The 25248-nt window shown below is 72.4% G+C and carries 22 protein-coding genes; 6 read left to right on the top strand and 16 right to left on the bottom strand.

What is annotated here, in order from left to right; translation table 11 throughout:
* Window positions 1-58: 58 nt before the first annotated feature.
* The 5 genes from NE236_RS07290 to NE236_RS07270 all read right to left on the bottom strand — a co-directional run bounded on the left by NE236_RS07290 (window position 59) and on the right by NE236_RS07270 (window position 5354).
* Entirely contained in the window at window positions 59-319 is a 261-nt protein-coding gene (locus tag NE236_RS07290) for a hypothetical protein (protein ID WP_252841036.1), read from the bottom strand.
* A 71-nt stretch (window positions 320-390) separates the two neighbouring features.
* On the bottom strand, window positions 391-1236 hold the full coding sequence (locus NE236_RS07285) for a biotin--[acetyl-CoA-carboxylase] ligase (RefSeq protein WP_252841035.1): 846 nt from the start codon (window positions 1234-1236) through the stop codon (window positions 391-393).
* 20 nt (window positions 1237-1256) lie between these two features.
* A complete protein-coding gene (locus NE236_RS07280; RefSeq protein WP_289849979.1) occupies window positions 1257-2231 on the bottom strand; it encodes an NYN domain-containing protein in 975 nt (324 codons plus the stop codon).
* Between the two features lie 61 nt (window positions 2232-2292).
* A complete protein-coding gene (locus tag NE236_RS07275) occupies window positions 2293-2733 on the bottom strand; it encodes a GNAT family N-acetyltransferase (protein ID WP_252841033.1) in 441 nt (146 codons plus the stop codon).
* A gap of 44 nt (window positions 2734-2777) precedes the next feature.
* Window positions 2778-5354, bottom strand: a complete 2577-nt coding sequence (locus NE236_RS07270; RefSeq protein ID WP_252841155.1) for a phosphoenolpyruvate carboxylase — start codon at window positions 5352-5354, stop codon at window positions 2778-2780.
* Between the two features lie 146 nt (window positions 5355-5500).
* Between NE236_RS07270 and NE236_RS07265 the strand changes: the two genes are divergently transcribed.
* The 4 genes from NE236_RS07265 (at window position 5501) to NE236_RS07250 (ending at window position 8139) form a co-directional block, all read left to right on the top strand.
* Entirely contained in the window at window positions 5501-7105 is a 1605-nt protein-coding gene (locus NE236_RS07265) for an acyl-CoA carboxylase subunit beta (RefSeq protein WP_252841032.1), read from the top strand.
* Between the two features lie 13 nt (window positions 7106-7118).
* Window positions 7119-7334, top strand: a complete 216-nt coding sequence (locus NE236_RS07260) for an acyl-CoA carboxylase subunit epsilon (RefSeq protein WP_252841031.1) — start codon at window positions 7119-7121, stop codon at window positions 7332-7334.
* 82 nt (window positions 7335-7416) lie between these two features.
* A complete protein-coding gene (locus NE236_RS07255) occupies window positions 7417-7710 on the top strand; it encodes a type II toxin-antitoxin system Phd/YefM family antitoxin (RefSeq protein WP_252841029.1) in 294 nt (97 codons plus the stop codon).
* 3 nt (window positions 7711-7713) lie between these two features.
* Window positions 7714-8139 carry a type II toxin-antitoxin system VapC family toxin gene (locus NE236_RS07250; RefSeq protein WP_252841028.1) on the top strand — a complete coding sequence of 142 codons (426 nt, stop codon included), beginning with the start codon at window positions 7714-7716 and terminating at the stop codon, window positions 8137-8139.
* 221 nt (window positions 8140-8360) lie between these two features.
* Here NE236_RS07250 and NE236_RS07245 read toward each other — a convergent pair whose 3' ends face one another.
* Entirely contained in the window at window positions 8361-9695 is a 1335-nt protein-coding gene (locus tag NE236_RS07245; protein WP_252841027.1) for an alpha/beta fold hydrolase, read from the bottom strand.
* Between the two features lie 69 nt (window positions 9696-9764).
* On the opposite strand from NE236_RS07245, the gene NE236_RS07240 reads away from it, so the two are divergent.
* Complete coding sequence (locus tag NE236_RS07240) at window positions 9765-10388, top strand: TetR-like C-terminal domain-containing protein (protein ID WP_252841026.1); 624 nt, start codon at window positions 9765-9767, stop codon at window positions 10386-10388.
* Window positions 10389-10456: 68 nt separating this feature from the next.
* Here the strand turns inward: NE236_RS07240 and NE236_RS07235 are convergent, their stop codons facing one another.
* From NE236_RS07235 to NE236_RS07190, 10 genes are all read right to left on the bottom strand, one after another.
* Window positions 10457-13525, bottom strand: a complete 3069-nt coding sequence (locus tag NE236_RS07235) for an AfsR/SARP family transcriptional regulator (protein WP_252841025.1) — start codon at window positions 13523-13525, stop codon at window positions 10457-10459.
* Window positions 13526-13612: 87 nt separating this feature from the next.
* The gene (locus NE236_RS07230; protein ID WP_252841023.1) at window positions 13613-14035 is read right to left on the bottom strand and encodes a TadE/TadG family type IV pilus assembly protein; all 423 of its coding nucleotides are present in this window, start codon (window positions 14033-14035) and stop codon (window positions 13613-13615) included.
* Window positions 14036-14052: 17 nt separating this feature from the next.
* Window positions 14053-14568, bottom strand: a complete 516-nt coding sequence (locus NE236_RS07225) for a TadE family protein (protein WP_252841022.1) — start codon at window positions 14566-14568, stop codon at window positions 14053-14055.
* Between the two features lie 188 nt (window positions 14569-14756).
* Window positions 14757-15179 carry a TadE/TadG family type IV pilus assembly protein gene (locus NE236_RS07220; RefSeq protein WP_252841021.1) on the bottom strand — a complete coding sequence of 141 codons (423 nt, stop codon included), beginning with the start codon at window positions 15177-15179 and terminating at the stop codon, window positions 14757-14759.
* 7 nt (window positions 15180-15186) lie between these two features.
* Complete coding sequence (locus NE236_RS07215; protein WP_252841020.1) at window positions 15187-15408, bottom strand: Flp family type IVb pilin; 222 nt, start codon at window positions 15406-15408, stop codon at window positions 15187-15189.
* Between the two features lie 41 nt (window positions 15409-15449).
* On the bottom strand, window positions 15450-16364 hold the full coding sequence (locus NE236_RS07210; RefSeq protein WP_252841019.1) for a type II secretion system F family protein: 915 nt from the start codon (window positions 16362-16364) through the stop codon (window positions 15450-15452).
* Window positions 16365-16458: 94 nt separating this feature from the next.
* Window positions 16459-17409: a type II secretion system F family protein gene (locus tag NE236_RS07205; RefSeq protein WP_252841018.1), complete on the bottom strand. Its 951-nt coding sequence runs from the start codon at window positions 17407-17409 to the stop codon at window positions 16459-16461.
* Entirely contained in the window at window positions 17409-18710 is a 1302-nt protein-coding gene (locus NE236_RS07200) for a TadA family conjugal transfer-associated ATPase (protein ID WP_252841017.1), read from the bottom strand. Before NE236_RS07200 ends, NE236_RS07205 begins: the two co-directional genes overlap by 1 nt.
* On the bottom strand, window positions 18691-19653 hold the full coding sequence (locus NE236_RS07195; protein ID WP_252841016.1) for a hypothetical protein: 963 nt from the start codon (window positions 19651-19653) through the stop codon (window positions 18691-18693). Before NE236_RS07195 ends, NE236_RS07200 begins: the two co-directional genes overlap by 20 nt.
* Complete coding sequence (locus NE236_RS07190) at window positions 19653-20501, bottom strand: CpaB family protein (protein ID WP_252841015.1); 849 nt, start codon at window positions 20499-20501, stop codon at window positions 19653-19655. The genes NE236_RS07195 and NE236_RS07190 overlap by 1 nt, the downstream gene beginning before the upstream one ends.
* Window positions 20502-20934: 433 nt before the next feature.
* Here NE236_RS07190 and NE236_RS07185 point away from each other — a divergent pair, with 433 nt between their 5' ends.
* Complete coding sequence (locus NE236_RS07185) at window positions 20935-25188, top strand: type VII secretion EssC family protein (protein ID WP_308209059.1); 4254 nt, start codon at window positions 20935-20937, stop codon at window positions 25186-25188.
* The last annotated feature ends 60 nt before the right edge of the window (window positions 25189-25248 follow it).

Raw genomic sequence — 25248 nt, 5'->3', positions numbered from 1 at the left:
CTTTCACGCAGACGGCGGTGGGCGGTACCTCGGTCGGGGACGTGTCGATGTGCGGTCCTCAGAGCCCCTGGGCGTAGGTGTTCGCCTCTTCGATCGCGGCACCGATCTGGCTCTGGCACTCCTCGATGCTCTCCACCGCCTGCCCCATCGCGCCCAGCGCGCCGCTCAGGGCATCGTGCTCGCTCCCCTGCGCCACGGCGATGAGGTACTGCAGCGCCGACTCGGCTCGGCCGCCGGCCTGGACGAGCAGCTGCACGGCCTGCTCGGCCTCTTCGCCGGCCTGGGCGATAGCGCCCTTGAGCTCAGCCACACTGGCCATGCAACGACCTCCGGAAGATGGGGATAGCCCAATTAAACCGGCGTGTCGCGGACCGGTCCAGTTGGATCCATTTACCGGACGTGGACGACGTCGCCGGCGCTGAGCGCGTACTCACGGTCGGCGGCGCGGACGACGAGCCGCCCGGTCTCGTCGACGTCCACGGCCTCCCCGGTGAGGACGCCGCCAGGACCGCCCGGGGCGCCACCGGGGAGCTCGACGCGCACCTGGCGGCCCAGGGTCGCGCACAGCTCCTTGTACGAGCGCCGCAGCGGCTCCTCGGCGCCCTCCCGGCCGAGCGCGGCGTAGCGTACGTCCAGCTCGCGCAGGATCGCGCGGAGCACCGGGTCGCGGTCGGCGGGCGCGTCCTCCAGGGCGAGGGAGGTCGCGGTCGGCACCGGCAGCTCGTCGGCGCGCAGGCTGACGTTCAACCCGACGCCGAGCACGACGGCGTCCCCTGCCCGCTCGGCGAGGATTCCGGCCAGCTTCCGGCCGCGGATCATCACGTCGTTGGGCCACTTCAGCGCCGCGTCGGCCATCCCGCCCCGCGTCGCCCCCTCGACCTCGGCGAACCCGCGCAGGGCGGACACCACCGCCACCCCGGCCATCAGCGGCAGCCAGCCCAGCCGGGCGAGCGGGACCTCCGGGCGCAGGAGCACCGAGAAGGCGAGCCCCGAACGCGGCGGGGCCGTCCACGCCCGGTCGAGGCGGCCGCGCCCGGCCGTCTGCGCCTCGGCGACGAGCACCAGCCCCTCATCCGCGCCGCTCCGCGCGAGCGCCGCCAGGTCGGCGTTGGTGGACCCGGTCTCGGCGACCACCCGGATCTCCCGCCACAGCCCGCCCGGGTGGACGAGCGCGCGGTTCAGCGCCCGCTCGTTCAGCGGCGGGCGGTCGAGATCGGTGTACGGCGAAGGGCTCACGTCCCCAGCCTAGGCCGCAGTCAGCGGGGGGCCTTGCCGGAGACGCCGACGCCGAAGTCGAACTCGCGGTAGACACGCGCCCAGAAGCCCTCGCGCAGCCAGTCGCGGGCCTCCTTGTAGGGGCGCAGCGAGTGACCGAGCTCCTTCTCCCCCTCGATCAGCAGCTCCTTGTCGATGACCGTGGGCAGGATCGGGCCGGGCAGCAGGTCGCGGATGTTGTCCCGGCCCCGGGTGAGGATCCACTTGTGCGCGATGTGCTCGCCGATCTCCTCGACGCGGTCGCGGCTCGGACCGAGCTTGGCGACCGGGCTCGGCTGGGCACGGACCGGCGGCGGGGCTGGCTTGGGCGGCCGGGCGCCGAACACCGCGGTGGGCGACGGGATCGGCTGGGTGACCGGCGGCTCCGACGTCGTCTCGCGGGAGGTGTCGAGCATGAAGTACGGCTTGACGAAGTCGGCGTTCACGACGTCGACGGTGTCGGACTCCCAGATGAGCCGCTCGGCCTGGTTGGTGCCGTACGGCGGCTCGACGCCCCACAGGTGGATACGGACGCCGTAGGTCTGCGCGGCCTCCACGGCCGGAAGCATGTCCTCGTCACCGGCCAGCAGGATGGCGTCGGTCACGGCGCCGTGCCGGGCGAGCGTCTCCAGGTCCTCGCGGATCTGGGCGTCGACGCCCTTCTGCTGATTGTGCTTGTTGAGATTGCCGAGCCGGAGCTTCACGAAGGGCAGCGGCGCGACGACCCGCTGGTCGATCGTCGGCACGCGGTCGCGCGCGGCGTCGAACCAGTAGATCCGCAACAGCTCTCCGCGCATGCAGGCGGCCGCGCGCTCCTCCAGGGCCTTGATGAGGCCCTCGGCGTCGACCCGCCAGGAGCGACGAGAGGAGATGCCGAACAGGAGGTCGCCCGCTGCGGCGTAGAGATACCCCACGTCTACGAGGATCGCGTAGCGCGGCAGCGGCGATAGGGGAGACACAGGCTCGCGAACAGTCATCACCTATGACTTTAGGTGAAGATCAGCCCCCCGTCCTCGGATGTGAGGCCTTTCTCGCCGCTCAGAGCCGCTTTCGCATGTGGATGACGCGGCGACCGCCGATTCCCGTCCGGTCGGTCTCGCGATAACCCAGGGATTGATACAGACCGATATTCGAGGTCATCTTCTCGTTGGTGAAGAGCCGCACCGCCGGCAACCCCAGCGACCGCGCCCGGAACTCCGCGAACGCCAGGAGCCGCCGCCCCAGCCCGCGCCCCTGACGATCCGGATTGACCGCGACATTCTCCACAAGGAGGTCGCCGTCCTCGGGGCGCAGGACGATCAGTGCGTTGATCCCGCCGTTCTCCAGGACGTACACCCGCCCTTCGGCGATCGCCTCCGCGTAATCGGCGGTGAGCGGCGGCGGCTCCGTCCCGATCACGGGAACCCACGGGGTGTACGCCGCCTTGACGATCGCCTCCACCGACTCCCGGTCGACGGCTTCGGCCAGCCTGATACCCATGTGCTCCTCTAACCGTCAGACGGACGAGAATCATCCGTCCCGGGTCAGCCGGTGTTCTGCAGGCCGGCCGCGACGCCGGCGGCGGCCAGGAGCAGCAGGTCCTCGATCCGCTCGCGCTCGGCGTCGTCGTCCACCCCGGCCCGCAGCTCCTGCAGCGCGCGCAGCTGCAGGTGGGACAGCGCGTCGACGTACGGGTTGCGCAGCTCGACCGCGCGGGACAGCACCCGGCGGTTCTCCAGGAGCCGGGTGTGCCCGGTGACCTCGATGACGAGGGAGCTCGTGCGGTCGTACTCGGCCAGGACCGTCTCGCTCAGCTCGGGCCGGTCGCCCAGGGCGAGGTAGCGCTCGGCGATCGCGCGATCCGTCTTGGCCAAACTCATCTCCGCGTTGTCGAGCAGCGCGGCGAACAGCGGCCAGGAACGGTAGGCGTCACGCAGGGCGTCGAGGTCGTCGACGGCGGCCAGACCGCTGCCCAGGCCGTACCAGCCCGGCAGGTTGACGCGCGTCTGCGTCCAGGAGAACACCCAGGGGATCGCCCGCAGGTCGTCCAGCGAGGTCGTCGCCTTGCGCCGGGACGGCCGGGAGCCGAGCCGCAGGTTCGACAGCTCGTTCAGCGGGCTGACCCGGGCGAACCACTCCGCGAACCCCGGAGCCTCGACCAGCGACCGGAAGGTCCGCTCGGCCGCCACGCTGATCCGGTCGGCCAGCGGCCGGAACCGCTCGGCGGCCGCCAGCGCGTGCTCCTGCACCGCCGGGGTCGAGGCGAGCAGGACCGCGTTGGCGACCTGCTCGACGTGGCGCCGCGCGATCTCAGCGTGGCCGTACCGCGCGAAGATCACCTCGCCCTGTTCGGTCACCTTGAACCGGCCCGCGACCGAGCCGGGCGCCTGGGCCAGCACCGCCCGGTTGGCCGGGCCGCCACCGCGCCCCAGCGCGCCGCCGCGCCCGTGGAACATCGTCAGCTTCACGTCGTGCCGGGCCGCCCAGGCCGTGAGCGCGCCCTGCACGTCGTACAGCTTCAGGGTCGCCGTCGTGGGGCCGAGCTGCTTGGCCGAGTCGGAGTAGCCGAGCATGACCTCCATGCGGCGGCCGGTCTCCAGCAGACGGCGGCGCACCGGCGCCAGGTGGAGCATGCCGTCCAGCACGACCGGCGACCGGTCGAGATCCTCACCGGTCTCGAACAGCGGCACGACGTCGAGGACCGGCGCCCGGCCGCCGATCGCGGCGGCCTCGGCCAGCTCGTACACGGCGGCCACGTCGTCGGCGGTGCGGGTGAAGGAGATGACGTAGCGACGGCAGGCGTCGACGCCGAATCGCTCCTGCACCCACGCGGCGACTCGCAGCGTGTCGAGGACCTCCTCGGTCTGCTCGCTCAGCGGACCTCCGGCGCGGACCTCGGCGAGGGCCTTCTCGTGCACCGCGGAGTGCTGGCGGATCTCCAGCTCCGCGAGGTGGAACCCGAAGGTCTCCACCTGCCAGACCAGGTGCTGCAGCTCGCCGTACGCCTGGCGCGGCGCGCCCGCCTCCACGAGGGACTCCTGCACGATGCGCAGGTCGGCCAGCAGATCTGCGGGGCCGCCGTACGCCATGTCGGCGTTGCGCAGCCGCGTGGCCTGGATCCGCTCGGCGGCGTACAGCAGGAACTGGCGGTGCGGCTCGCCCGGCGAGCGCTTGCCGATCTCGGCGACGAGGTCGGGCTGGGCGGCGCGGGCCGCGGCGAGCGCGCCCTTGAGCGCCTGCGACGGTGGGGTCGTCGTCTCGTTCGCGGTGAGCGTGCGGCCGATCCGCACGCAGGCGTTGCCGAGCGCGCGGAGGATGTGGTCGGCCTGGATGCCGATCGCCTCACGGGTGATCTGGGCGGTGACGTACGGGTTGCCGTCGCGGTCGCCGCCGATCCAGCTGCCGAAGCGCAGGAACGGCCGGGCCAGCGCCGGGCGCTCTCCGGTGCCGGGCGCCAGGGCCGTGTCGAGCGAGCGGTAGATCGCCGGAACGACGCGGAACAGCGTCTCGTCGAAGATCGCCATGGCGGTGCGGACCTCGTCGAGCGGGTCCGGCTTCGTGCGGCGCAGCTGTGACGTGCGCCACAGCAGGTCGATCTCCTCCACGAGCCGGCGGGTGATCTCGTCGTGCTCCCCGCTGCCCGCGCGCGGGTCGTCCAGGGCGGTCAGCAGTGCGCTGATCCGCAGGATCGCGGTGACCACCGCGCGGCGGCGCGCCTCGGTGGGGTGCGCGGTCAGGACCGGGTGCAGCTCCAGACCCTCCAGCAGCTCGCGGACGCGGTCCGCGCCGATCTCGGCGACCGCCGCGGCGACGGACTCGCGCTGCGGCGTCTCGCCGGTGTCACGCTCCCGGAGCGTGCGGATCCGCTGGTGTTCCTCGGCGAGGTTCGTGAGGTGGAAGTAGACGGTGAACGCGCGGGCCACCAGCTCCGCGCGGTCGATCGCCCAGCCGCCGACGATCGCGGCCACGTCGTCGACGGAGGTCTCACCCCGGCGCGCGGCGATCACTGCGTGCCGCAGGGCCTCCACGTCGTCGAGCAGGCTCTGCCCGCCGTACTCGACGAGGACCTTACCGAGGAGGGAACCGAGCAACCGGACGTCACGGCGCAGTGGCTCGGGCATCTCCTGCCGAGCGGAGTTTCGAGTCGACACGCAGCTCAGGGTAGTTCGTCCCGGTGACGTGGCCAGAGTCCCGTCTCGCCTGCTGAGATTCCGCAGAACGCGCCCCTCCTGGCAGGCCGATCCGGAGGCTGGCTACCCTGGCCTTCATGGCCACGCAAGCGCCCGAGCCCCTCCCCGCGGACGAGATCGACATTCACACCACGGCGGGCAAGATCGCCGACCTGGAGCGCCGCCGGTACGAGGCCGTTCACGCCGGCTCCGCGCGCGCGGTCGAGAAGCAGCACGCCAAGGGCAAGATGACCGCCCGCGAGCGGATCGACGCGTTCCTCGACGAGGGGTCGTTCGTCGAGTTCGACGAGCTGGCGCAGCACCGCGCGTACGGCTTCGGCGTGGAGAAGAACCGGCCGTACGGCGACGGCGTCGTCACCGGCCACGGCACCGTCGACGGCCGGCCCGTCGCCGTCTTCTCCCAGGACTTCACGGTCGCGGGCGGCTCGCTCGGCGAGGTGTTCGGCGAGAAGATCGTCAAGGTCATGGACCACGCGCTGAAGACCGGCTGCCCGGTCGTCGGCATCAACGACTCCGGCGGCGCGCGCATCCAGGAGGGCGTGGTCGCGCTCGGCCTGTACGCCGAGATCTTCAAGCGCAACACCCACGCCTCCGGCGTGATCCCGCAGATCTCGCTCGTCATGGGCCCCTGCGCGGGCGGCGCGGTGTACTCCCCCGCGCTGACCGACTTCATCGTCATGGTCGACCAGACCTCGCACATGTTCATCACCGGGCCGGACGTCATCAAGACGGTCACCGGCGAGGAGGTGACCTTCGAGGACCTCGGCGGCGCGCACACCCACAACACCAAGTCCGGCGTCGCGCACTACCAGGCCTCCGACGAGCAGGACGCCATCGAGTACGTCAAGGCGCTGCTGTCCTACCTGCCGTCGAACAACCTCTCCGACGCGCCGGCGTACGACGCCGCCGCACCGCTGGAGATCACCGACGAGGACCTCGAACTCGACACGCTGATCCCCGACTCGCCGAACCAGCCGTACGACATGCACACCGTCATCGAGCACGTCCTCGACGACGGGGAGTTCCTCGAGGTCCACGCGCTGTTCGCGCCGAACATGATCTGCGGGTTCGGCCGGGTCGAGGGCCGGTCGGCCGGGATCGTGGCCAACCAGCCGATGCACTTCGCCGGCACCCTGGACATCGACGCGTCCGCGAAGGCCGCGCGGTTCGTCCGCACCTGCGACGCGTTCAACATCCCGGTGCTGACCTTCGTGGACGTCCCCGGCTTCCTGCCCGGCACCGACCAGGAGTGGAACGGCATCATCCGGCACGGCGCCAAGCTGCTGTACGCCTACGCCGAGGCCACCGTGCCGCTGGTCACGGTGATCACCCGCAAGGCGTACGGCGGCGCGTACGACGTCATGGGTTCCAAGCACCTCGGCGCGGACATCAACCTGGCCTGGCCGACGGCGCAGATCGCCGTGATGGGCGCGCAGGGCGCGGTGAACATCCTCTACCGGCGCGAACTGGCCGCCGCCGAGGACCCCGACGCGCGGCGTGCCGAGGTCATCACCGAATACGAGGACACCCTCGCCAACCCCTACATCGCCGCCTCCCGCGGTTACGTCGACGCGGTGATCAAGCCGTCGGAGACGCGCGGGCAGGTGGTCAAGGCGCTGCGCGCCCTGCAGGACAAGCGCAAGACGCTGCCGCCCAAGAAGCACGGCAACATCCCCCTGTAGGAGGTACCGACCGATGAGCGAGCGCCCCTTCCTGCAGGTGGTGCGCGGAGACGCGACGCCGGAGGAGATCGCCGCGCTGGTCGCGGTGCTGACCGCCCGCGCACGGGCCGCCGAGGCCGGCCGCGCGACGCCCCCGCGGCGCCGCTCCGCCTGGGCCGACCACTCCCGCCGGCTCCGCCGCCCCCTCCCGCACGGCCCCGGCGCCTGGCGCGCCCGCACCCTGCCGTAACACAGCGTCAATAACGCTTCGTGATGGGGTGGACACTTCTCGCGGCCTTAATCTAGACTGTCTGGACAGAGGAGGGGACGTGATGACCACCGCACACGAACGTGAGCCCGCACAGCACTGGCAGGTGCAAGAGGCCAAACAGCGCTTCAGCGAGGTTCTGCGTAAGGCACACGATGAAGGTCCGCAGATCATCACGCGGCACGGGGAAGAGGTGGCGATCATCGTGGACATGGCCGAATACCGCCATACGCAGGCGAAGAAGATGACCTTCCACGACTACCTGCTGTCCGGCCCTCCGTTTCCGGGCGACTTCGACGACCTCATCGAGCGCGACAAGGACTCTGGTCGCGACCTGTCGTTCCTCTTCGAGGAGTGACGGGTGTCCTACCTTCTCGACACGAACGTGGTCTCCGAACTCCGCAAGCGCGGATGCGATCCGAATGTTCGCGCGTGGTACGACTCGATCGAGGGCTCCAGTGAGTACCTCAGTTCACTGGTCGTCGGTGAGCTCACGCGGGGCGTCCACCAGCTCAGCAAGCGTGATCTTCCACAGGCCACCAGACTCGGCGCCTGGCTGACCGGAATCAAGGAGCAGTACGCCTCACGAATCGTCCCGGTCGACACCGCGACGGCGATCATCTGGGGACGATGGCGAGCGGCGTTTCCGCTCCCCGTCGTCGATGGATTGATGGCGGCGACCGCCTTCCTCAACGATTGGACGTTCGTCACGCGGAACGTCAAAGACGTAGAGCGCACCGGCGCACGGACGCTAAACCCGTTCGAACCGATGGCGACCTCTTTGTGATCATCCGCTCACGATCCGCCCTCGGGCGGTTGAGTCCGGCGGCTATGGAGGGGTGCAGACCGCCGTCGCGGAGCAGGATCGCAGTCGCCAGACATACCGGCATCTATCGGTAGCGCCCGGGGCCCTGTGGCTGTCGACCGGCGTTCGTACGGCCCCGCCGCTACGCGCTGCGTCAGCGCGCAGCGCCCCGCCGAGCCGCGACGGTGGACTGCCCGTCGCCGTCATCTGTGGCGCTGAAGGAATGTGGGGATGTCGGCGCGGGTCGGGTAGTTCGGCAGGGGAGCCGGCTTGCGCCGAAGGAATGCGGTGATGGCGGCTGCGGCTCGCTCGTTGTTGTCGTCAAGGCCGTTCCACATGTGGTGTCCGACGCCGGGCATGTACTGGGTGCGCTGGATGGCGGGGTCGTTCGCCAGAACGGCGGTCTCCCATTGACGGACCTGCGCGGAGCACTCGGCGATCATCAGCATCGCGGGCGTGCGGGAGCGGCTCAGCTGTTGGGCGATGGAGGGTGAGTCCTTCACCGTCTGCTGGACGTGCAGGCTCGCGGCGGGGCTGAAGGAGAAGTTCTGCGCCGTGTCCTCGGCGGGAATGCGATGCGCGTCCCGCGCGCAGTAGTCGGATGCGGTGTCGCTGCCGAGGTCGGCGGCCTTGAAGGCGTTGTCGCCTTCGGCCTGCCCGATCAGGCCGGTGTCGGGTGGGAGGAGCCCGAGTTGCATGAGGCCGAGTCCGACGGCGTATCGGGGGACACGCGTAGAACGCGGTCCGGTCATCGCCGGCGCGAGACCGCGTGCGGACGGTCGTCCCTTCTGCCCGGTGATCCGCGCGGTGGGGCCGTCCATCGGGCCGGGCTCGGCGATGATCGCTCGGTGCACGTGGGCGGCGACGTGCGGGTCGGCCAGGGCGCGGGTGAGCACGACCGCGCCTGAGGAGAACCCGAGGACGTCGACCCGGCCCTTGTCCAGGTGGTCGATGAAGGCGGCGAGGTCGCGGATCGACCTGTCGATCGTGTACTGCTCCATGGGAAGAAGGTCGCTCCGTCCCCCACCGGCCTGCTCGTAGGCGTAGACGTCGTAGCCCTGTCGTGCCAGGAGTTGCAGGAATCGGTGGTCGAGCACCGAGATGCCGCGGACGGGTCCGCCATTGAGGTACACGAAGGGCGTCGGGTGCCGGGTGCCGCCGGGGGCGGGCGGGTAGTGGTACACCGCGACCCGGCTTCCCGTGGCAAGGCCCCAATGCTGCGTCGCGACGAACGGTAGGGCGGCCGGGTATCGCCGCTCCGTGGGCACGGTCGGGATGCAGACCGACGCTGTCAGCGCTGCGGCGAGGACCACCGGCAGAAGCCGCGCCAGCCGCACCGGCCAGGTACGGCGGCGGCCCCGCCACAGTACGGCGACGGTCCCGAGTCCGAGGGCCGTCAGCCATGCGGCGATCCCCGCGCCCGCCCCGTCCGTCAGGACGATCAGTGCGAGGAACAGGACGACCAGCCCCACGACGGCGGTCAGGGCCAGGCCCAGGCGACCGGTGAAGCGGGCAAGACGGATGAACGGTTTGAGCATCACGGTCCTCGCGAGAGTTTCCAAACACTGTTTCAAAACAACGTTAGCAGCTGGGTTAGGCTGGTCGTCGTGGGAAGGCCGAGAACCAACGACGACACCGTGAAGGAACGTCTTGTAGCGTCCGCGACCGAGATGTTCGCCACCCGTCCACGGGAGTCGATCACCGTCCGCGCCCTGGCCGCTGCCGCCGGGACCTCGACCGCGGCCCTGTACTCGCTGTTCGGCGGCAAGGACGAGCTGATGGGCGAGGTACGCAACAGGGCGGTCGCCGGGCTGTTCCAGGACCTGTCGATGGCGCCGACCTCCGACGACCCCCTCGCCGACCTCTATGCGCTCGCCGTCGCGTACCGGCGATGGGGGCGCGAGCACAGCCACCTCTACACGGTGCTGTTCGGTGGCGTGCAGTCCTTCGACCCGTCGGGCGCGGTCGGTGCCGGCGACCCCGTCCGACCACTCATCGACGCGATCGATCGCGCGTTGTCGGCGTCCGTGCTCTCCGGCGACGCGACGTCCATCGCCCTCTCGATCTGGGTGACCCTGCACGGACTCGTGACCCTCGAACTGGCCGGGGCGCTCGACACCGCCACGGCCGAGACCACGTTCCGGTCGACGATCCTCGCCACGCTGCGCGGCTGGACGACCCCCGCGACGTTCAGCGCCCTTCGGCGCGGCGAACCCGCCCCGTCACGGTGACGCACCCGGCTCGGCCGGCGCGCCAGTGCTCCCTCAGGCAGACGGAGCCGCACCCGGAACGGTGGTGCTCAGCCGGTTCCCTCGGCGACGCCGCGCCACTGGGGCACCAGCTCCTCGACCAGCGCCTCGGTCTCCGGCTGCATCTGCGCGGCGAACGGGTCGGTGCCGGCGCGTTCGCTGAGCTCCTCGACGACGCCCCGGACAGCTGCGTGGTCGCCCGTGGCGTGGGTCGCGCGCAGCAGATCCCGCCACAGGCCCTCGTCGTCCACCGCCAGCCGCAGCCCCGCGCGGGCCGCCGAGACCGCTCCCCGGGCGTCGCCGTCGTCCAGCCGCATGAGCACGAGCCGGTGCGCGACGTCCGCGATGCGCGCCGTCGCCTCGAACTCCAGGTCCTCGGCCGCCAGCCAGGCGTACCGGCCGCGCGGACGGCCGTCCATCAGCCGGCCGCGTACGAGGTCGAGTGCGTACGTCAGGTAGGCGGTCTCGGAGGCGGGTTCGGCGGCGGACCGCCACACGAGCCAGCGGAACATCTCCCAGTCGACCCGGACCTCCGACCCCAGCCGGATGCGGCCGCGTTCGTCGTAGTACAGGTTGGGGCGGCCGCGCGAGTCGCGTCCGAGCCAGTCGGCGACGCGGGCGACGGTCGCGTCGCGCACGGGCGCCGACACCCCACGCGGCCACACCGCGCCGCCCAGCACGGTCGGGTGCACCCCCTCGGGGTGCGTCGCCAGGTGGACGAGCACTTCGGTGCACAAGGCCCGGCGGCTCTCCTCCACGACGCCGGGCGCGTCCACCTCGATGGGACCCAGGAGCCGGATGTCGACGGCCGGCCGCGTCTCGCCCATGGCGGGCGGCGCCGCCGGCTCCTCGTCGATGCCGCCGTACGGGACGCCGTCCGCCCGCCCGGCCGTACGGAACAGCTCCACGACCGCCCGGTAGTGCCGCTCGGGTACAAGCTGGGCCTCGACGTCGAAGCCGAGGACACCCGCGCGGAGCCGACCGTCGGTCGTGACGTCCCAGGTCCAGGTGGCTCCCGGCGTCTCGCCCGCGACGAGGTACCCGGCCGCCATCCGCTGACCCGTACGGGCCAGGGCGACCAGTCGCTCGGCCTCCTCGGGCGCCGGCGGGTCGGCCATGATCAGGTAGTGCGGCATCCACGCCTCACCGAACACCCCCCGGCAGCGGCCGGTGAGCACCGAGTCCGCGCCTGAGGCCGCCAGGGCCTGACGCACCTCCTCGGTACGGCTCTCCAGCTCCGGCAGGGCCTCGGCGAGCGTGGCGACGGCGCGGATGCGGTCCGGGGCGATCAGCGACAGCTCCTCGCCGAAGCCGACCAGCGTGATCCGCATGTGATCGGACCACCGGTTCGTCGCCAGCTCGACCGCCACGGCGGCGAGCACGGCGCGGCGAGCCTCGTCCGGGCCCTGCAGGGAGATCAGGCCGTGCGCGGTCTCCAGATCGATGAGGATCCGGCCGGTGTCGTTCGTGCCGAGCGAGACCAGCCCCGGATAGGGCGCCAGGACGTCCGCGAGGTCGGCCGTCGCCATCCCGTCGAGAGCGCCCGCGTTGAGCCGCCAGACCTGGCCGTTGTCGTACTCCTCCCACGGCGCGGGCGGGTTGCGGTCGGCCGGGGCGATCCACAGGTCGAGGCTGTCGGCGCCCAGGTGCACTCCGTACACGGTGGGCAGCGTGCGCCCCTCGGCGGCGAGGGCCTTCGACATCTGCCGGAGGCCGAGGTCGAGCAGGCGCGTGGCGTCGGTGTCCGCGCCGATCCGCAGGGCCTGCTCGGCGAGCGCGGCCTCCCCGTCGGGCGGTGTGATCATGGTGCCGAACGCCCGCCGCCACAGTTGCTCGCGCCGCCGGCGGCCCAGCACGGCGAGCAGTCCGGCGGCGAGCAGCGACGCCACGGCCAGCTCCTCGGGCCATCCGAACTCCGGCCGGTGGGACGGCTGCCGCTCGGCGGGTGACTGCGCGTGTTCGGGCGTCGTCCGCTCGGCCCGGGGTGACGCCTGGGCGGGCGGCCGTACGGACGGCGCCGGAGCGGTCGGGTGAGGCGCCTGCGCGGCCGGTGGGCGACCGGTCTCCCGGCCAGGGCTCTGACCGCCCTGACCATCATGACCGTCCTGACCTTGGCCGTCCTGACCTTGGCCGTCCTGGCGGTCCTGACCGGCCCGCGTGCCGGTTCCCTGGCCGCCCTCCTGCCCTTCGTGGTGGTCGGCCCGTTCCTCCCGCGCCTCCTCGCGGGCCGCCCGCCGGGCCGCCTCGACCGCCTGCTTCCCGGTGTCGACGAAGCCGTGATGGTGAACGCCTCCGGGCACCTGGGAGTGCGGCACCCCGTGCTCGTGCTGCCCGTCGTGCGGGCCCCGGTGCACGAGCTCGACGTGCGTGGCGTCGGCCGGCATGTCGAGGACCCAGCCCGGCCGGATCAGGCTCGCCATGGTCAGCCGGGTGCCGTCCGGCTGCACCTTGCCCTTGTTCAGCGTGTAGATCTCGCGGTAACGGCGGCCGTCGCCGAGACACTTCTCCGCGATCTCCCAGAGGCTCTCGTGGTGCCGGCCCGCCGGTGGACGGACGCGGTAGATCTTGCGGACGGCGTTGTGCTCCATCGGGGTCGGCGCGACGTCCGGCTCCGGGGCCTGCCGGGTGACCGGATCGGCGCGCTCGGCCGACGGCGGCTGGGGCTGCGGCCGTGGCGGGTCCTTGACCTGGACGTGCGTAGCGCGGGGCGCCGTCAGGGCCGGCACCACCACCGTCGTGGCGGTGAACAGCAGCAGCGCCGCGACGACGAGCCGGTGCGCCACCGCCTGCGGGCCGCCGGCGAACGGCACCCGGGCCGGCACACCGACCCCGCGGATGCCGGCGTACACCTCGACGGTCACGCAGGCGGCCAGCTGCAACCAGGCCAGCCACACGATGAGGACGAGGATGCGCATCAGCGCGGCCGTGTCCAGCCGCTGTGTGAACGTCTCCATCGACGGGGGCCGGCTCGGGATCGGCGAGCCGAAGAAGGTGAGCAGCGCGAACGGGACGCCGACGAGCAGCGCGGCGATGGCGGCGAGCGCGAGCACGCCGACGGCCACGTCGCCGGGCCCCCGTCCACGGTCGATCCGCACGGGCTGCCGCCGTATGGCGGTCATGCGCCCTCCTTCGTCGGAGGAGTGACCCGGGGCGCTGTGCTTATGATTCGCGCGCTTCGCTCGCTCATTGGTCGCGCACCCTTCTCATCAGATCCCCTCCTGAGGGTGGGCGGTCGCCGCCGATGTCATGGTGAAGTCGCTGAAGCCGGGGATGATGCCGAGCAGCTGAAGCCGGACCTTGATCTGCACGACGACCCGTGCCGTCCGGCCGCCCTCGATCTGGCACCTGGCCCGCCCCGTCACCTCGGGATAGGCGGCGACGAGGCGTTCGGCGCGGGTGCACGCCGCACGCGCGTCGGTGATCCGCGCCTCGCCGGTCCGCCGCAGGACGTCCTGGTCCACCTCGTCGGCGGCGGCGCGGGCGCCCTGCTCGGCGATGTCCGCCGCGCGCTGCCGGGCGTGGATCGCCAGACCGCCGTCGACGACCAACCCGGCCAGCACGATCACGAACAGCGCGAAGATCGTGGTGAACATCGCCACGGTCCCGCGGTCGCCTCCGGCCTCCGCCACCGCCCGCCTCCACCGGCTCAATCGATCCTCCGGAGGGTGTCGAGGGGAGCTGTCGCCGTACCGACCATCGTCTTGGAGGCGCCCAGCCCGATCAGCGACAGGCCGCCCAGGTCGATGTCGCACCGCACCGTGACGGACACCTGGCCGCCCTGCCGCCAGTCGCGGAAGTCCGGGTCGGTGCGCGGTCCGCCCCGGCACCACTTGGTGCCGCTCATGGTCGCCTTCGCCGCGTTGTCCGCGTCGACCCGGGCGTTCCCTCGATCGCGGGCGACCGAGGCGGCCCGGGCGGCGTCACGGGCCGCGCCGTCGACCTGGCTCTGCGCCTCCACGATCCGGCCGAGCCCGACCATCAGCATCATGAACGCGACGAGGACCGGCGTCAGCAGCACGAGCTCCAGCGACATCGTGCCCGCGTCCGCACGCGGACGGGCCGAGCGCGCCTCCAGCCGCCGCCGCAGGAGCGTACTCGCGGGAGTGCCTGCGGCTCCCTCACCCTCCGCGCCTGCGCGCGGCGGGACCGCACACGCGTCCACCGGCCGTCGCGGAACCGTACTCGCGGGCGCGACCACGGCTCCCTCAGGCTCCGCGTCCACGCGCGGACGGAGCGCACCCGCGTCCGGCCGCCGTCGCGGAGGCGTACTCGTGGGAGCGACCACGGATCGCTCACGCTCCGTGTCCGGCCTCGTCCCTCGGGCGGACACGCGCACTCGCCGTGGAGGTCTCATGGGCGCGGCTGGTCCTCGCAGGCGGCACCGGCGCCCACGTCGGGCCGGTAGCACTCGATGGGTCCGCCGGAGCGCTGGCTGACGTGGAAGGTCAGGAAGGGCACGACGCGCACGGCGGTGCCGGTCACGGTGACCCACCGCTGGTTCCGGTCGCCGTCGGCCTGCGGCGTGACGCCGCTCAGCAGCTCCGGGCCGATCTGCTGGACGTACTCGCGCGCCTTCGCCTCCGACTCCCCCTTCCAGTCGCCGCCCCCGCTCTCGCGCGCCACCCGGGCGCCCGACTGCGCGGCGGCGAGCGCCACGTGCCGGGCGTGGTAGACCATCGCGAACTGGACCACCAGCAGGATGACGAGCAGGAGGACCGGGGTCAGCAGCGCGAGCTCCAGCGTGCTCGCACCACGATCCGTCCGCCTGTCCATCGGAGGATCACTTGGTCTTGATGTCGTTCGCGGCGGACCGGACCTTGCGGTAGATGACGACGCCGACGCCGAGCGCGATCATCGCCAGGAGGCCGGTGATGATCGCCCATTCGATCGCCGAGGCGCCGCGGGAGCGCTCGGTGTCGTCGCGGAGCCGCTGGATGCGCAGCTGCACCGACGACCAGACATAGGCGACAAAAGGATCGTTCATCGGATTCAGCGACTGCATGGCGACTCCTTGCGCAGAGCGGAGACTTGTGGAGATCGACGTCACGCGGCCATCACCCGCATCACCGCCGGATAGGCCAGGAAGATCAGGAAGCCGGCGCACAGCAGGAGCTGGGCGACGAGCATCGACTGGGAGCGTTCGCCGGCGCGGCCCTCGACGTCGGACAGCTCACGGCTGCGCATGCTGGCCGCACGGGCGGCGAGCGACTGGCGTACCTTCGCCCCGTCGTCGGCGACCAGGGCCAGCGCGGCGGACAGGTCACGGAGCTCGTCGACGCTGACCTCCTCGCCCAGCCGGCCGAGCGCCTGCCAGGGCGTCGTTCCGGTGATACGGGCGTTGGACAGGGCGTCGCGGATGCGACGCATGGCCCAGCCCTCACCGACGTTGGCGGCGGTCATGAGGGCCTCGGGCACGCCGCGCCCGCCGGCGAGGTTCATCGCGACCAGGTCGAGGAACGCGCTGACGGCGTGCCGGAAGTCACGCCGCCGCGCCGCCGCCTCCTGACGCAGCTGCAGGTCCGGCAGCAGGAAGAAGATGACCGCGAAGAACAGCCCGAGCCATACGGGGATGGCGACCGCGACGCCGAGGCCCAGGATGGCGAAGTAGCCGACGAGGACGGGGATGAACACGATCGCCGCCGCCGAGAGCAGGAACTTCGTGGCGAGGAACCCCTCGAACGACCGGTCCAGCAGGGCCAGATCCGCCCGCGCCGAGCGCTGCCGCCACCCCCGCGCCTCGTAGAAGGCCGCCAGGGAGCGGCCGACCTGGGCGCGCAGGCCGGGGAACCTTCCGGAGTCGCCCGCGGTCCGTTTCTCGGGCTCCGTCTCGCCCCGCCGCCGGGCCGTGTCGAAGGCGGCGAGGCGCGCGGCCAGGCCCGGTCGGGGCGGGAACAGCGCGCGGAACAGGAGGTAGCCGCCCAGCCCGAAGAACGCCCCGGCGAGGAGTGCGGTGGTCATCGCACGCCTCCCTGCCCGAGAACGGCGCCGGCCGGCAGTCCGGTGGTCATCGCGCCTCCCTGCCCGAGAACGGCGCCGGCCGGCAGTGCGGTCGTCATCGCGTGCCTCCCTTGACGGCGGAACCGGTACGGCCCTGCCAGCGGGCGACCGTCTCGGGCACCTCGGCGGGCACGCCGGGACGGTCGGTGTCGGCCGAGCCGAGGAAGCGCTGCGGCATCTCGTACTTGGCGAGTCTGCGCAGCCAGAAGAACCCGAGGGCGAACAGGCCGACGACGACGGCGAGGACGAGCTGCCCGACGAACGTGTCGTACATCTTCACGTAGGACCGGTTGAAGACGGCCAGCATCAGGGCCGTGCCGACCGAGACGCCCACGACGATCTGGACGCTGCGGCGGGTCGTGCGGCGGTTCGCCTCGACGCGGCGCCGCATGTCGAGCTCGGCGCGGGCGGACGTGGACAGCGCGCCGAGCATGTCGCGCAGGCCGGGGCCGCGCAGCCGCGCGTTCAGGATGAGCGCGGCGACCACGAGGTCGGCGGACGGGTCGTTCAGGTCGTCGCCGAATCCGCGCAGCGCGTCGGCGAGCGGCACGCGGGTGTGCAGGCGGTCGACGACGGCCCGTACGTGCGGTTCCAGCACGGGCGCCACGGCCCGCAGCGAGGAGGGGATGGCCTGTTCGAGGCCGACCGCGCCGGCGATCGTGTCGCGCAGCGACTCGGTCCAGGCGGCGAGGGCCTCCAGGCGGGCCATCGCGCGGCGCTCCTCGGCGGCACCGCCGCCGATGGTGTTCCAGCCGAGGACGAGCAGGCCCGTGCCGACCGCGGCGACCGGCCATCGGGTGACGACCAGCACGGCGACCCCGGCGATGACGGCCAGCGCCGTGCGTGTGCTGAACGTGCGGACGAGGTCCTCGCGGCTGCGCCCGGACGGCCGGCCGGGGCGGGGCCGCACACCGCGGATCGCGGCGATGAGCAGGAAGACACCACCGCCGACCAGCGCGCCCGCGAGGATGGCGGGCAGCGCGGCCATGTCGGCCAGACCGGCCATCACCAGGAGACTCCCTGGGCCGGGTCGTAGCCGAACGGCACGAGCTCGTTTGCGCAGGCGATCGGCGCGGCGGGCACGGCGGTGCCGTCCCGGCCGGGTTCGAAGATCTCGCTGGACAGCACCCGGCCGTCGCAGCCGGTCACCTCGCGGATGCTGGAGACGAAGCGGCGCAGCCGCCCGCCCTGGACGTAGTCGTTGCGCTTCTCGATGAAGACGACGAAGTCGATGGCACCTGCAATGAGCATGTGCGTCGCCTCGATCGGCAGCCGTTCGTCGGACTGCAGGGCGTACGTCGCGATCCGGTTGAACACCTCCCACGAGGAGTTGGCGTGGATCGTGGACAGCGAGCCGTCGTTGCCCTGCGTCATCGCGTTGAGCATCGTGACGATCTCGTCGCCGAGCACCTCGCCGACGATGACGCGCGAGGGGTTCATGCGCAGCGACCGGCGGACGAGCCCGGCCATCGTGATCGTGCCCTGGCCCTCGGAGTTCGGCAGCCGCTCCTCCAGGGCGACGACGTTGGGGTGCAGTTCGGGGAACTGGTCGAGCCCGAGCTCCAGGGCGCGCTCGACGGTGATCAGCCGCTCGGTGGACGAGATCTCGTTGGCGATGGCCCGCAGCAGGGTCGTCTTCCCCGCGTTGGTCGCACCGGCGATCATGATGTTCTTGCGGGCGGCGACCGCGGCCCGCAAGAACAGGCCGACCTCGGTGCTGAGAGTGCCGTTGCCGACCAGGTCGGACAGGAACACCTTGCCCAGCCGCGCCCGCCGGATCGACAGCGCGGGACGTACGGTGACGTCCATGACGGCGGACAGGCGGGACCCGTCGGGCAGCCGCAGGTCCAGCTGGGGGTTGGCCGAGTCGAACGGTCGGCTGGACAGCCCGCTGTAGGCCGCCAGGATCTGGACGAGCTCGACGAGCTCCTCGTCGGACTCGGCGACGGGCTCCCCCATGACCTCCCGGCCGTCGGCGTACCCGATGAACACCCGCTCGCAGCCGTTGACGTCGATGTTCTCGATCTCGGGGTCCTCCAGCAGCGGCTGGAGCCGTCCGACGCCGAACAGGGCGGCGTGCACGCCGGCCGCCAGCTGCTCCTCCTCTTCGGCGTTCGGCGGGCGCCGGCCCGCCCCGATCTCCGCCCGGGCGTACTCCTCCAGGACCTGCCCGATCAGGGCGCGCGCGAACTGCCGCTCGTCCTCCGGCACCATGGGCGCGATGCCGTTCGCCGCGTCGAGGCGGCGCTGGTCGGCGAGCCGCCCGCCGACCTCCTGCCGCAGTCGCTTAACGAGACTGTGATCCACTAGCCGCTCCCTGCGCCTCGCGGCCCGCATCCGGGCCGCCCGCGGCCCGCGCGGCGAGCCCGCCCGCGATCTGCCGGGCCGAACGAATCAGCAGTGATCTGTCAAGCCTTCCGCCCCATCGGCCTCTCAGCATTTCAGCACCCTTGGGATCCAGCGCGAAACCCCCCAGAACACTTGCGGGCAATTTGGCATTGGAAATGATCCGGCCGACCTCGGTGATCGAGGTGCGATATTCGCGGGGGTCGGCCACCACGACGACACCGATCGGTGGCGCGGCGTGACCGCCGAGTTCGGACGCGAGAGAATTAATGCGTTCGCGCAGGTGAGCGACGTGTTCAAGGGTTGCGCGAGTGAACAGCACGATCGCGGACGCCTCGCGGAGCAGGTCGGTCACGGCCGATCCGGCGCCCAGCCGCCCGCAGTCCGCGACCACGTCGACGGCGACCGCGCCCGGCGCCGGGCGCGGCGCCGGGCCGCGCGCGGGAAACGCCGCACCGTCGACGGGCGACCCTGTGCCCTGCACGGGGGACCCGGCGCCCGGCGTCGTCCCGTTGGCGGGAGGCCCGGGGGCCACGCCGCCGGGCGAAGGGACGGTGAGGTTCGCGAACGCCCGGCCGAGGGGACTCCACAACCAGGTCAGGCCCTGCGCCTGTTCGGCGTTGGTGAGGCCGACGAGCACGTCAAGGCCGCCGACGAGCCGCTGCGTGTGCTCCCAGACCTGATCCGCCCGAAGCCCGCGCCGCGCGGTGGCGGCGAGGCTCAGCATGCCGCGCGCGGGGTTCAGCATGGCGCCGTCCTCGGCGGGCAGCCGGTACACCAGGTCTCCGCCCGCCTGGTCGCACTCGGCGAGCAGCACCGGGCGCGGCCAGACCGCCGCGATCGCGACCGCGGCGGTGGTGACGCCCGGTGCCCCCTTGTCGGCCGCCAGGACGATGAGCCCCATCAGGGCCTGCCCGTCGAGCCGCCACGTGTGCCCGTCGTGGGCCGGCGTGTCGTGCGCTCGGGGGTCGGCTGCCGCTCGGTCGCCGACTGCTGCGGCGTCGGGGGTACGGCCGACGAGGCCGCGCCGGCGCGCGGCCGCCTCCCGGACGCCTGCTCGCCCGGCGCGAGGACGGCCACCGCGACCGCGCCCGCCGACGCCGCCTGGGTCACCAGCGGCGCCTCGTCGGTGGGCACGGTCACCGACACCTGGACCTGGTCGCTCTGGACGTCGTTCTGGCCCGGCTCGGCCACGTCGTACACCAGCGCCGCCGGCGCGAGGACCGCCCCGGCCTGGATGCCGGTCTGCCCCTGCACCGCCACGGCGTACACCGCGACGCGGTCGCCCGGGTGCAGGCCGCCCGCCGGAAGCTGCCCGGGCTTGAGCGCCAGCCCGACGACGACGGTGCCCTTGGCCGCCGAGGCGGCCGTGCTGAGCATCCCGTTGGTCAGGAGGGAGCCCTTGACGAGGGTGACGGTCGCGTACGTCTGCGTGACCTTCGCGCGGTCCCGCCACGGGATGTAGTCCAGACCGCCCGTCGCCGAGACCTGGACCTCCTCCAGGGCGGACGCCGGGATCCGCTGGCCGGCCGCGACCGGCGCGGCGACCCGGATCACGGGGACGCGCTGCCCGCTGGCCATCACCAGATAGGCGCTGACCAGCGCGCCTCCGACGATGAGCAGGACGGCCAGCGCGGCCATCGCCGGCTTGCGCTCCCGGGGCGGCACGGGAATCCGGTGGCCGGCCGCCACTGCGAGCGACGGCCGCCCGGAGGTGTCGGCGACGCTCTTACGATCACTGCTCGTCGTCACTGGCTACTCCGCCAATTCGGGGGATTGCGGACTGTCGGCGTTGACGGGACGCGGCGAACCATCGTTCCGCCCTTACCGCTCCGCGTCAATGCGGCAACCACAGATTGTTTCGCCACGGATGTCACAACTAGTAAGCGATCAAGCGAGTACTCGACCGGAGCTGCTGGAGAGACCCCGGCACCCTCTCTATCCTGGTCCGGCAGACGGCGAATCCGGAGGGGTAATGCGAATCTCGCTCACGGTGATGACCGATCACGGTCCCCGTGACGTCGTGGTCAACGGTGATTCCGATATGACGGTAGAAACCGTTGCGAGATCACTTATTACGGCGCTCAACACCGAGCCGGCCAAAGAGGCCCTCGCGGAAGTCGTACACCTACCAAGCGCACGCTGGGTCGCGGAATCCGCGCCTCCGCTGTGGGCCGGCGGCCGCATGCTCGATCCGGCCGTGCCCGCCGCGCGGGTGCTACGAGACGGCGCGGTCGTGGCCCTCGACCCGGCGGACGCCGTCGCGACGGTCCTGACCGAGCCCAGCGGCAGCGCCGAGATCCGCGTGACCGGCGGCCCCGCCTCCGGGGCGGTGCACCGCATCGGCATCGGCACGACCACCGTCGGCAACGCTCCCGACGTGGACGTACGCATCGGCGACCCCTCCGTGCCGCCGCACGCCCTGACCATCACGGTGGAGTCCCACCGCGTCACCGTGGACGGGCACGGCACCGTCGACGGCGTGCCGCTGGACGGCACCGTCGCGTGGCCTCCCGGAGGCGTGCTGACGGTCGGAGCGTCCGTGCTGACGTACGCCCCGTCCACCGCGCCGGACGCGCACCTGGCGCCGCTGGACGACGGCGGGCTCGCCTACAACCGGCCGCCCCGCCTGCTGCCGCCCGAACGCCGGTCCGCGCTCGAGGTGCCGCAGCAGCCACCGAAGAGCCAGAGGGAGCGGCTCCGGCTGCTCGGCTCGCTGCTCTTCGCCGCGACCGGCGTCGCGATGGCCGTGATCACCCACCAGTGGTACTGGATGCTGATGGCCTTCGCCTACCCCGTCATCCAGGTCGGCGAATGGATCGGCGACCGGCTGTACGGCCGTAAGTCCTACAAACGGGCGATGAAGGACCACCGGCGCGCCAAGGCGGAGTTCGACGACGCGCTGGAGCGGCTGCGCCGCGCCGACGAGGACGACCGCCGGGCCCTCGCGCCCGACCCGGCCGAGGTGCTGCTGACCGCCACCGGCCCCCGGCGACGGCTCTGGGAACGCCGCCGCGCCGACGCCGACACACTGCACCTGCGCGTCGGCCTGGCCGACCTGCCCGCCCGCATCGAGCTCACCCCCGGCCGCGGCGGCGACACGGATCCCGTCATGCCCGAGCCGCCCGTCGCGCGCACCGTCCCGGTCACGCTGCCCCTCGCCGACCTCGGCGTGATCGGGCTCGCCGGGCCGCGCGACCGCTCACGCGCCCTCGCCCGCTGGCTGGTCGCTCAGGCCGCCGCGCTGCACAGCCCCCGCGACCTGGCGATCGTCGTGCTCTCAGCCGACCCCGACGGCGGCGAGCACTGGAACTGGGCGCGCTGGCTGCCGCACTGCGCCCCGCGTGAGGGCGAGGAGTGCGTCGCGTTGATCGGCGCCGATCCCGAATCGGTCGCGCGGCGGATCACCGAGCTGGCGATCCGCATCACCGAGCGCCGCCGCGCCGCCGACCGGTCCTCCGGCGGACTCTTCAGCGGCGCCGCCCAGGGCTCCGGCCCGTACAACATCCTCCTGGTCATGGACGGCGCGCGGCAGCTGCGCCGCGTACCCGGCATGCCCCAGGTGCTGTCCGGCGGCCCGGCGGTCGGACTGCACGCGATCTGCGTCGACGACGACGAACGCCTCCTGCCCGAAGAGTGCACCGCCGTCGCCGCCTGGGACTGGGACCGGCCGACGCACGTACGGCTGCGCGGCCACGGGCTCGACTCCGTCGGCCCGATCCTGGCCGACCAGGTCTCCACCGGCTGGTGCGACCGCATGGCCCGGGCCCTGGCCCCCGTACGGGACGTGTCCCGCGACGACGCCGAGTCGGCGGTCCCGCGCGAGGCCAGGCTGCTCGACGTCCTCGGCATGCCGGCGCCCACCGCCGCCCACGTCCAGGCGATCTGGGCGGCCGGCGGCCGCACCACCGCGGTGCCGATCGGGGTGTCCGCCGACGGCGTGTTCACGATCGACCTGCGCGTCGACGGGCCGCACGGCCTGATCGCCGGCACGACGGGCGCGGGCAAGTCCGAGCTGCTACAGACCCTGATCGCGTCGCTGGCGGTCGCGAACCGGCCCGACGAGATGACGTTCGTGCTGATCGACTACAAGGGCGGCGCGGCGTTCAAGGACTGCGCGTCACTGCCGCACGTCGCCGGAATGGTCACCGACCTCGACGGCCACCTCACCGAACGCGCCCTCGAGTCCCTCGGGGCCGAGCTGCGGCGGCGTGAGGAGACCCTGCTGCACGCCGGGGCCAAGGACATCGAGGACTACTGCGAGCTGTACGACGACGGCGACCGCCGCGCCCCCGTCCGGATGCCGCGCCTCGTCCTCGTCATCGACGAATTCGCCACGATGGCCGACGACCTGCCCGCCTTCGTCGACGGCCTCGTCGACATCGGCCGCCGCGGCCGATCCCTCGGCGTGCACCTGCTGCTCGCCACCCAGCGCCCCGCCGGGGTCGTCACCGGCGACATCCGCGCCAACACCAACCTGCGGATCGCGCTGCGCGTCACCGGCCCCGAAGAGTCCACCGACGTGATCGACGACCCGTCCGCCGCCCGGATCTCCAAGTCCACGCCCGGCCGATGCTACGTACGGTCCGGCGCCGCCGCACCGCAGGCGGTCCAGTCTGCGCGGATCGGCGGACGGCGCCCCGGCGCCCACACCGCCATCCCCGCCGACGTCGTCCCCCTCCCCTGGCAGGGCCTCGGCCGCCCGCTCGCCCTCACCGAGACCACCGACGACGAGGCCACGACGGTGACCGACCTGAAGGCACTCGTCGCCGCCGTCCGCGACGCCGCCGACCGCGCCGGCCTCGACGACCAGCCGCCACCGTGGCTGGAGCCGCTGCCGTCCCGCGTGACCCTCGAGGACCTGCCCGCGGTCTTCACCGACCACGACGACGTCCCACCGCTCGCGTACGGCCTGACCGACCTGCCGTCCGCCCAGTCACGCTCCGTCCTCGCACTCGACCTCGTGCACGGCGGCCACGTCTACGTCGCGGGATCGCCGCGCTCCGGCCGCTCGACCGCGCTGCGCACCCTGGCCGGCTCCCTGGCCTCGACCTGCGCCCCCGCCGACGTCCACCTCTACGCCATCGACTGCGGCTCGAACGCCCTCCTCCCCTTGGTCGCCCTGCCGCACTGCGGCGCCGTCGTCACCCGCGACCAGACCGAACGCCTCGAACGCCTCCTCGCGCGCCTCCACGCCGAGGTCGGCCGCCGCCAGCAGATCCTCGCCGCCACCGGCTTCTCCTCCCTCGCCGAACAGCGCGCCGCCGTCGCACCGTCCGAGCGCCTGCCCTGGATGCTCCTGATGCTCGACCGCTGGGAGGGCTTCGTCGCCGCCTTCGAGAACTACGACTACGGCCGTCTCATCGACGCCGTCCTGCTCCTCCTGCGCGAGGGCGCCGCCGTCGGCCTGCGCGCCGTCGTCACCGGCGAACGCACCGGCCTCACCGGCCGGGTCTCCACCCTGTTCGACGACCGCCTCATCCTGCGCATGGCCGACCCGAACGACTACGCCTACGCCGGCGTCGACGAACGCCACGTACCCTCCGACATGCCTCCGGGCCGCGTGCTCGAGCCCGTCGGCCCCGACGGCGGGTCCCTGCGGGAGTCCCAGATCGCGCTGCTGACCGACGTCGCCTCCGGCACCGCCCAGGTCGCCGCCCTGCAGAGGATCGCCCGCGAGGCCGAACGGTCGTACGACCGCCCTCCCCACGGCCAGCGCCCACTCCACGTGGACGAACTCCCGGTCCGCGTCACCTATGCCGAGGCGCTGGCTTTGGACCCCGACTTCGTCGCACCGTCCCCGCTGTGGGCGTTGGTGGGCGCGGGCGGCGACGAACTCGGCCCAATCGGCGTCGACCTCCTCGCCGAAGGCCCCGGATTCACCGTCGCCGGCCCACCCCGCTCCGGCCGCTCCACCGTCCTCATGACCATGGTCACCTCCCTGCTCGACCCGAAGGTCGGCAGCGGCACCGTGCCGGTCGTCCTCGTCTGCCCCCGCCGGTCGCCGCTGCGGGAGCTGCGCGGTGAGCCGGGCGTGCTCTCCGTGCTGGAAACGCCGGAGGACGCCTACCGATTCGAGGAGATCGTCGAGGGTGAGAGCCGGTACGTGGTGGTGGTCGACGACGCGGAGTTGCTGGACACCACCCCGTTCGACGACGTGCTCGTCCGCGCGCTACGCCAGGCCCGGGACGCCGAACAGGCCGTCATCATCGGCGGAACGACCCAGGACCTCGCCCGCGGCTACAGCGGCGCCATTGCCGAAACGAGACGCTCCCGCACCGGTGTCCTCCTCGCCGTCACGTCCCCGGACGACGGCGACGTCTTCAACCTCCGCCTCCCCCGCCAGATCTCCGTGGACGGCCCCACCGGCCGCGGCCTATACGTCCACCTCGGCCAGATAATTCCGATTCAGGGGGCCATAGCCATGCAAGGGACCTAGCTAGGATGCGTTTCGAAGTGAGTGGAGCCATTCGTTGATGGCGATGATGTAGATGGTGCG

Origin of the sequence: Actinoallomurus purpureus (assembly GCF_024055795.1) — a bacterium.
Taxonomy (GTDB): Bacteria; Actinomycetota; Actinomycetes; order Streptosporangiales; family Streptosporangiaceae; genus Actinoallomurus; species Actinoallomurus purpureus.
The sequence above is the reverse complement of the archived record's forward strand: the minus strand, read 5'-3'. Positions and strand labels throughout refer to the sequence as shown.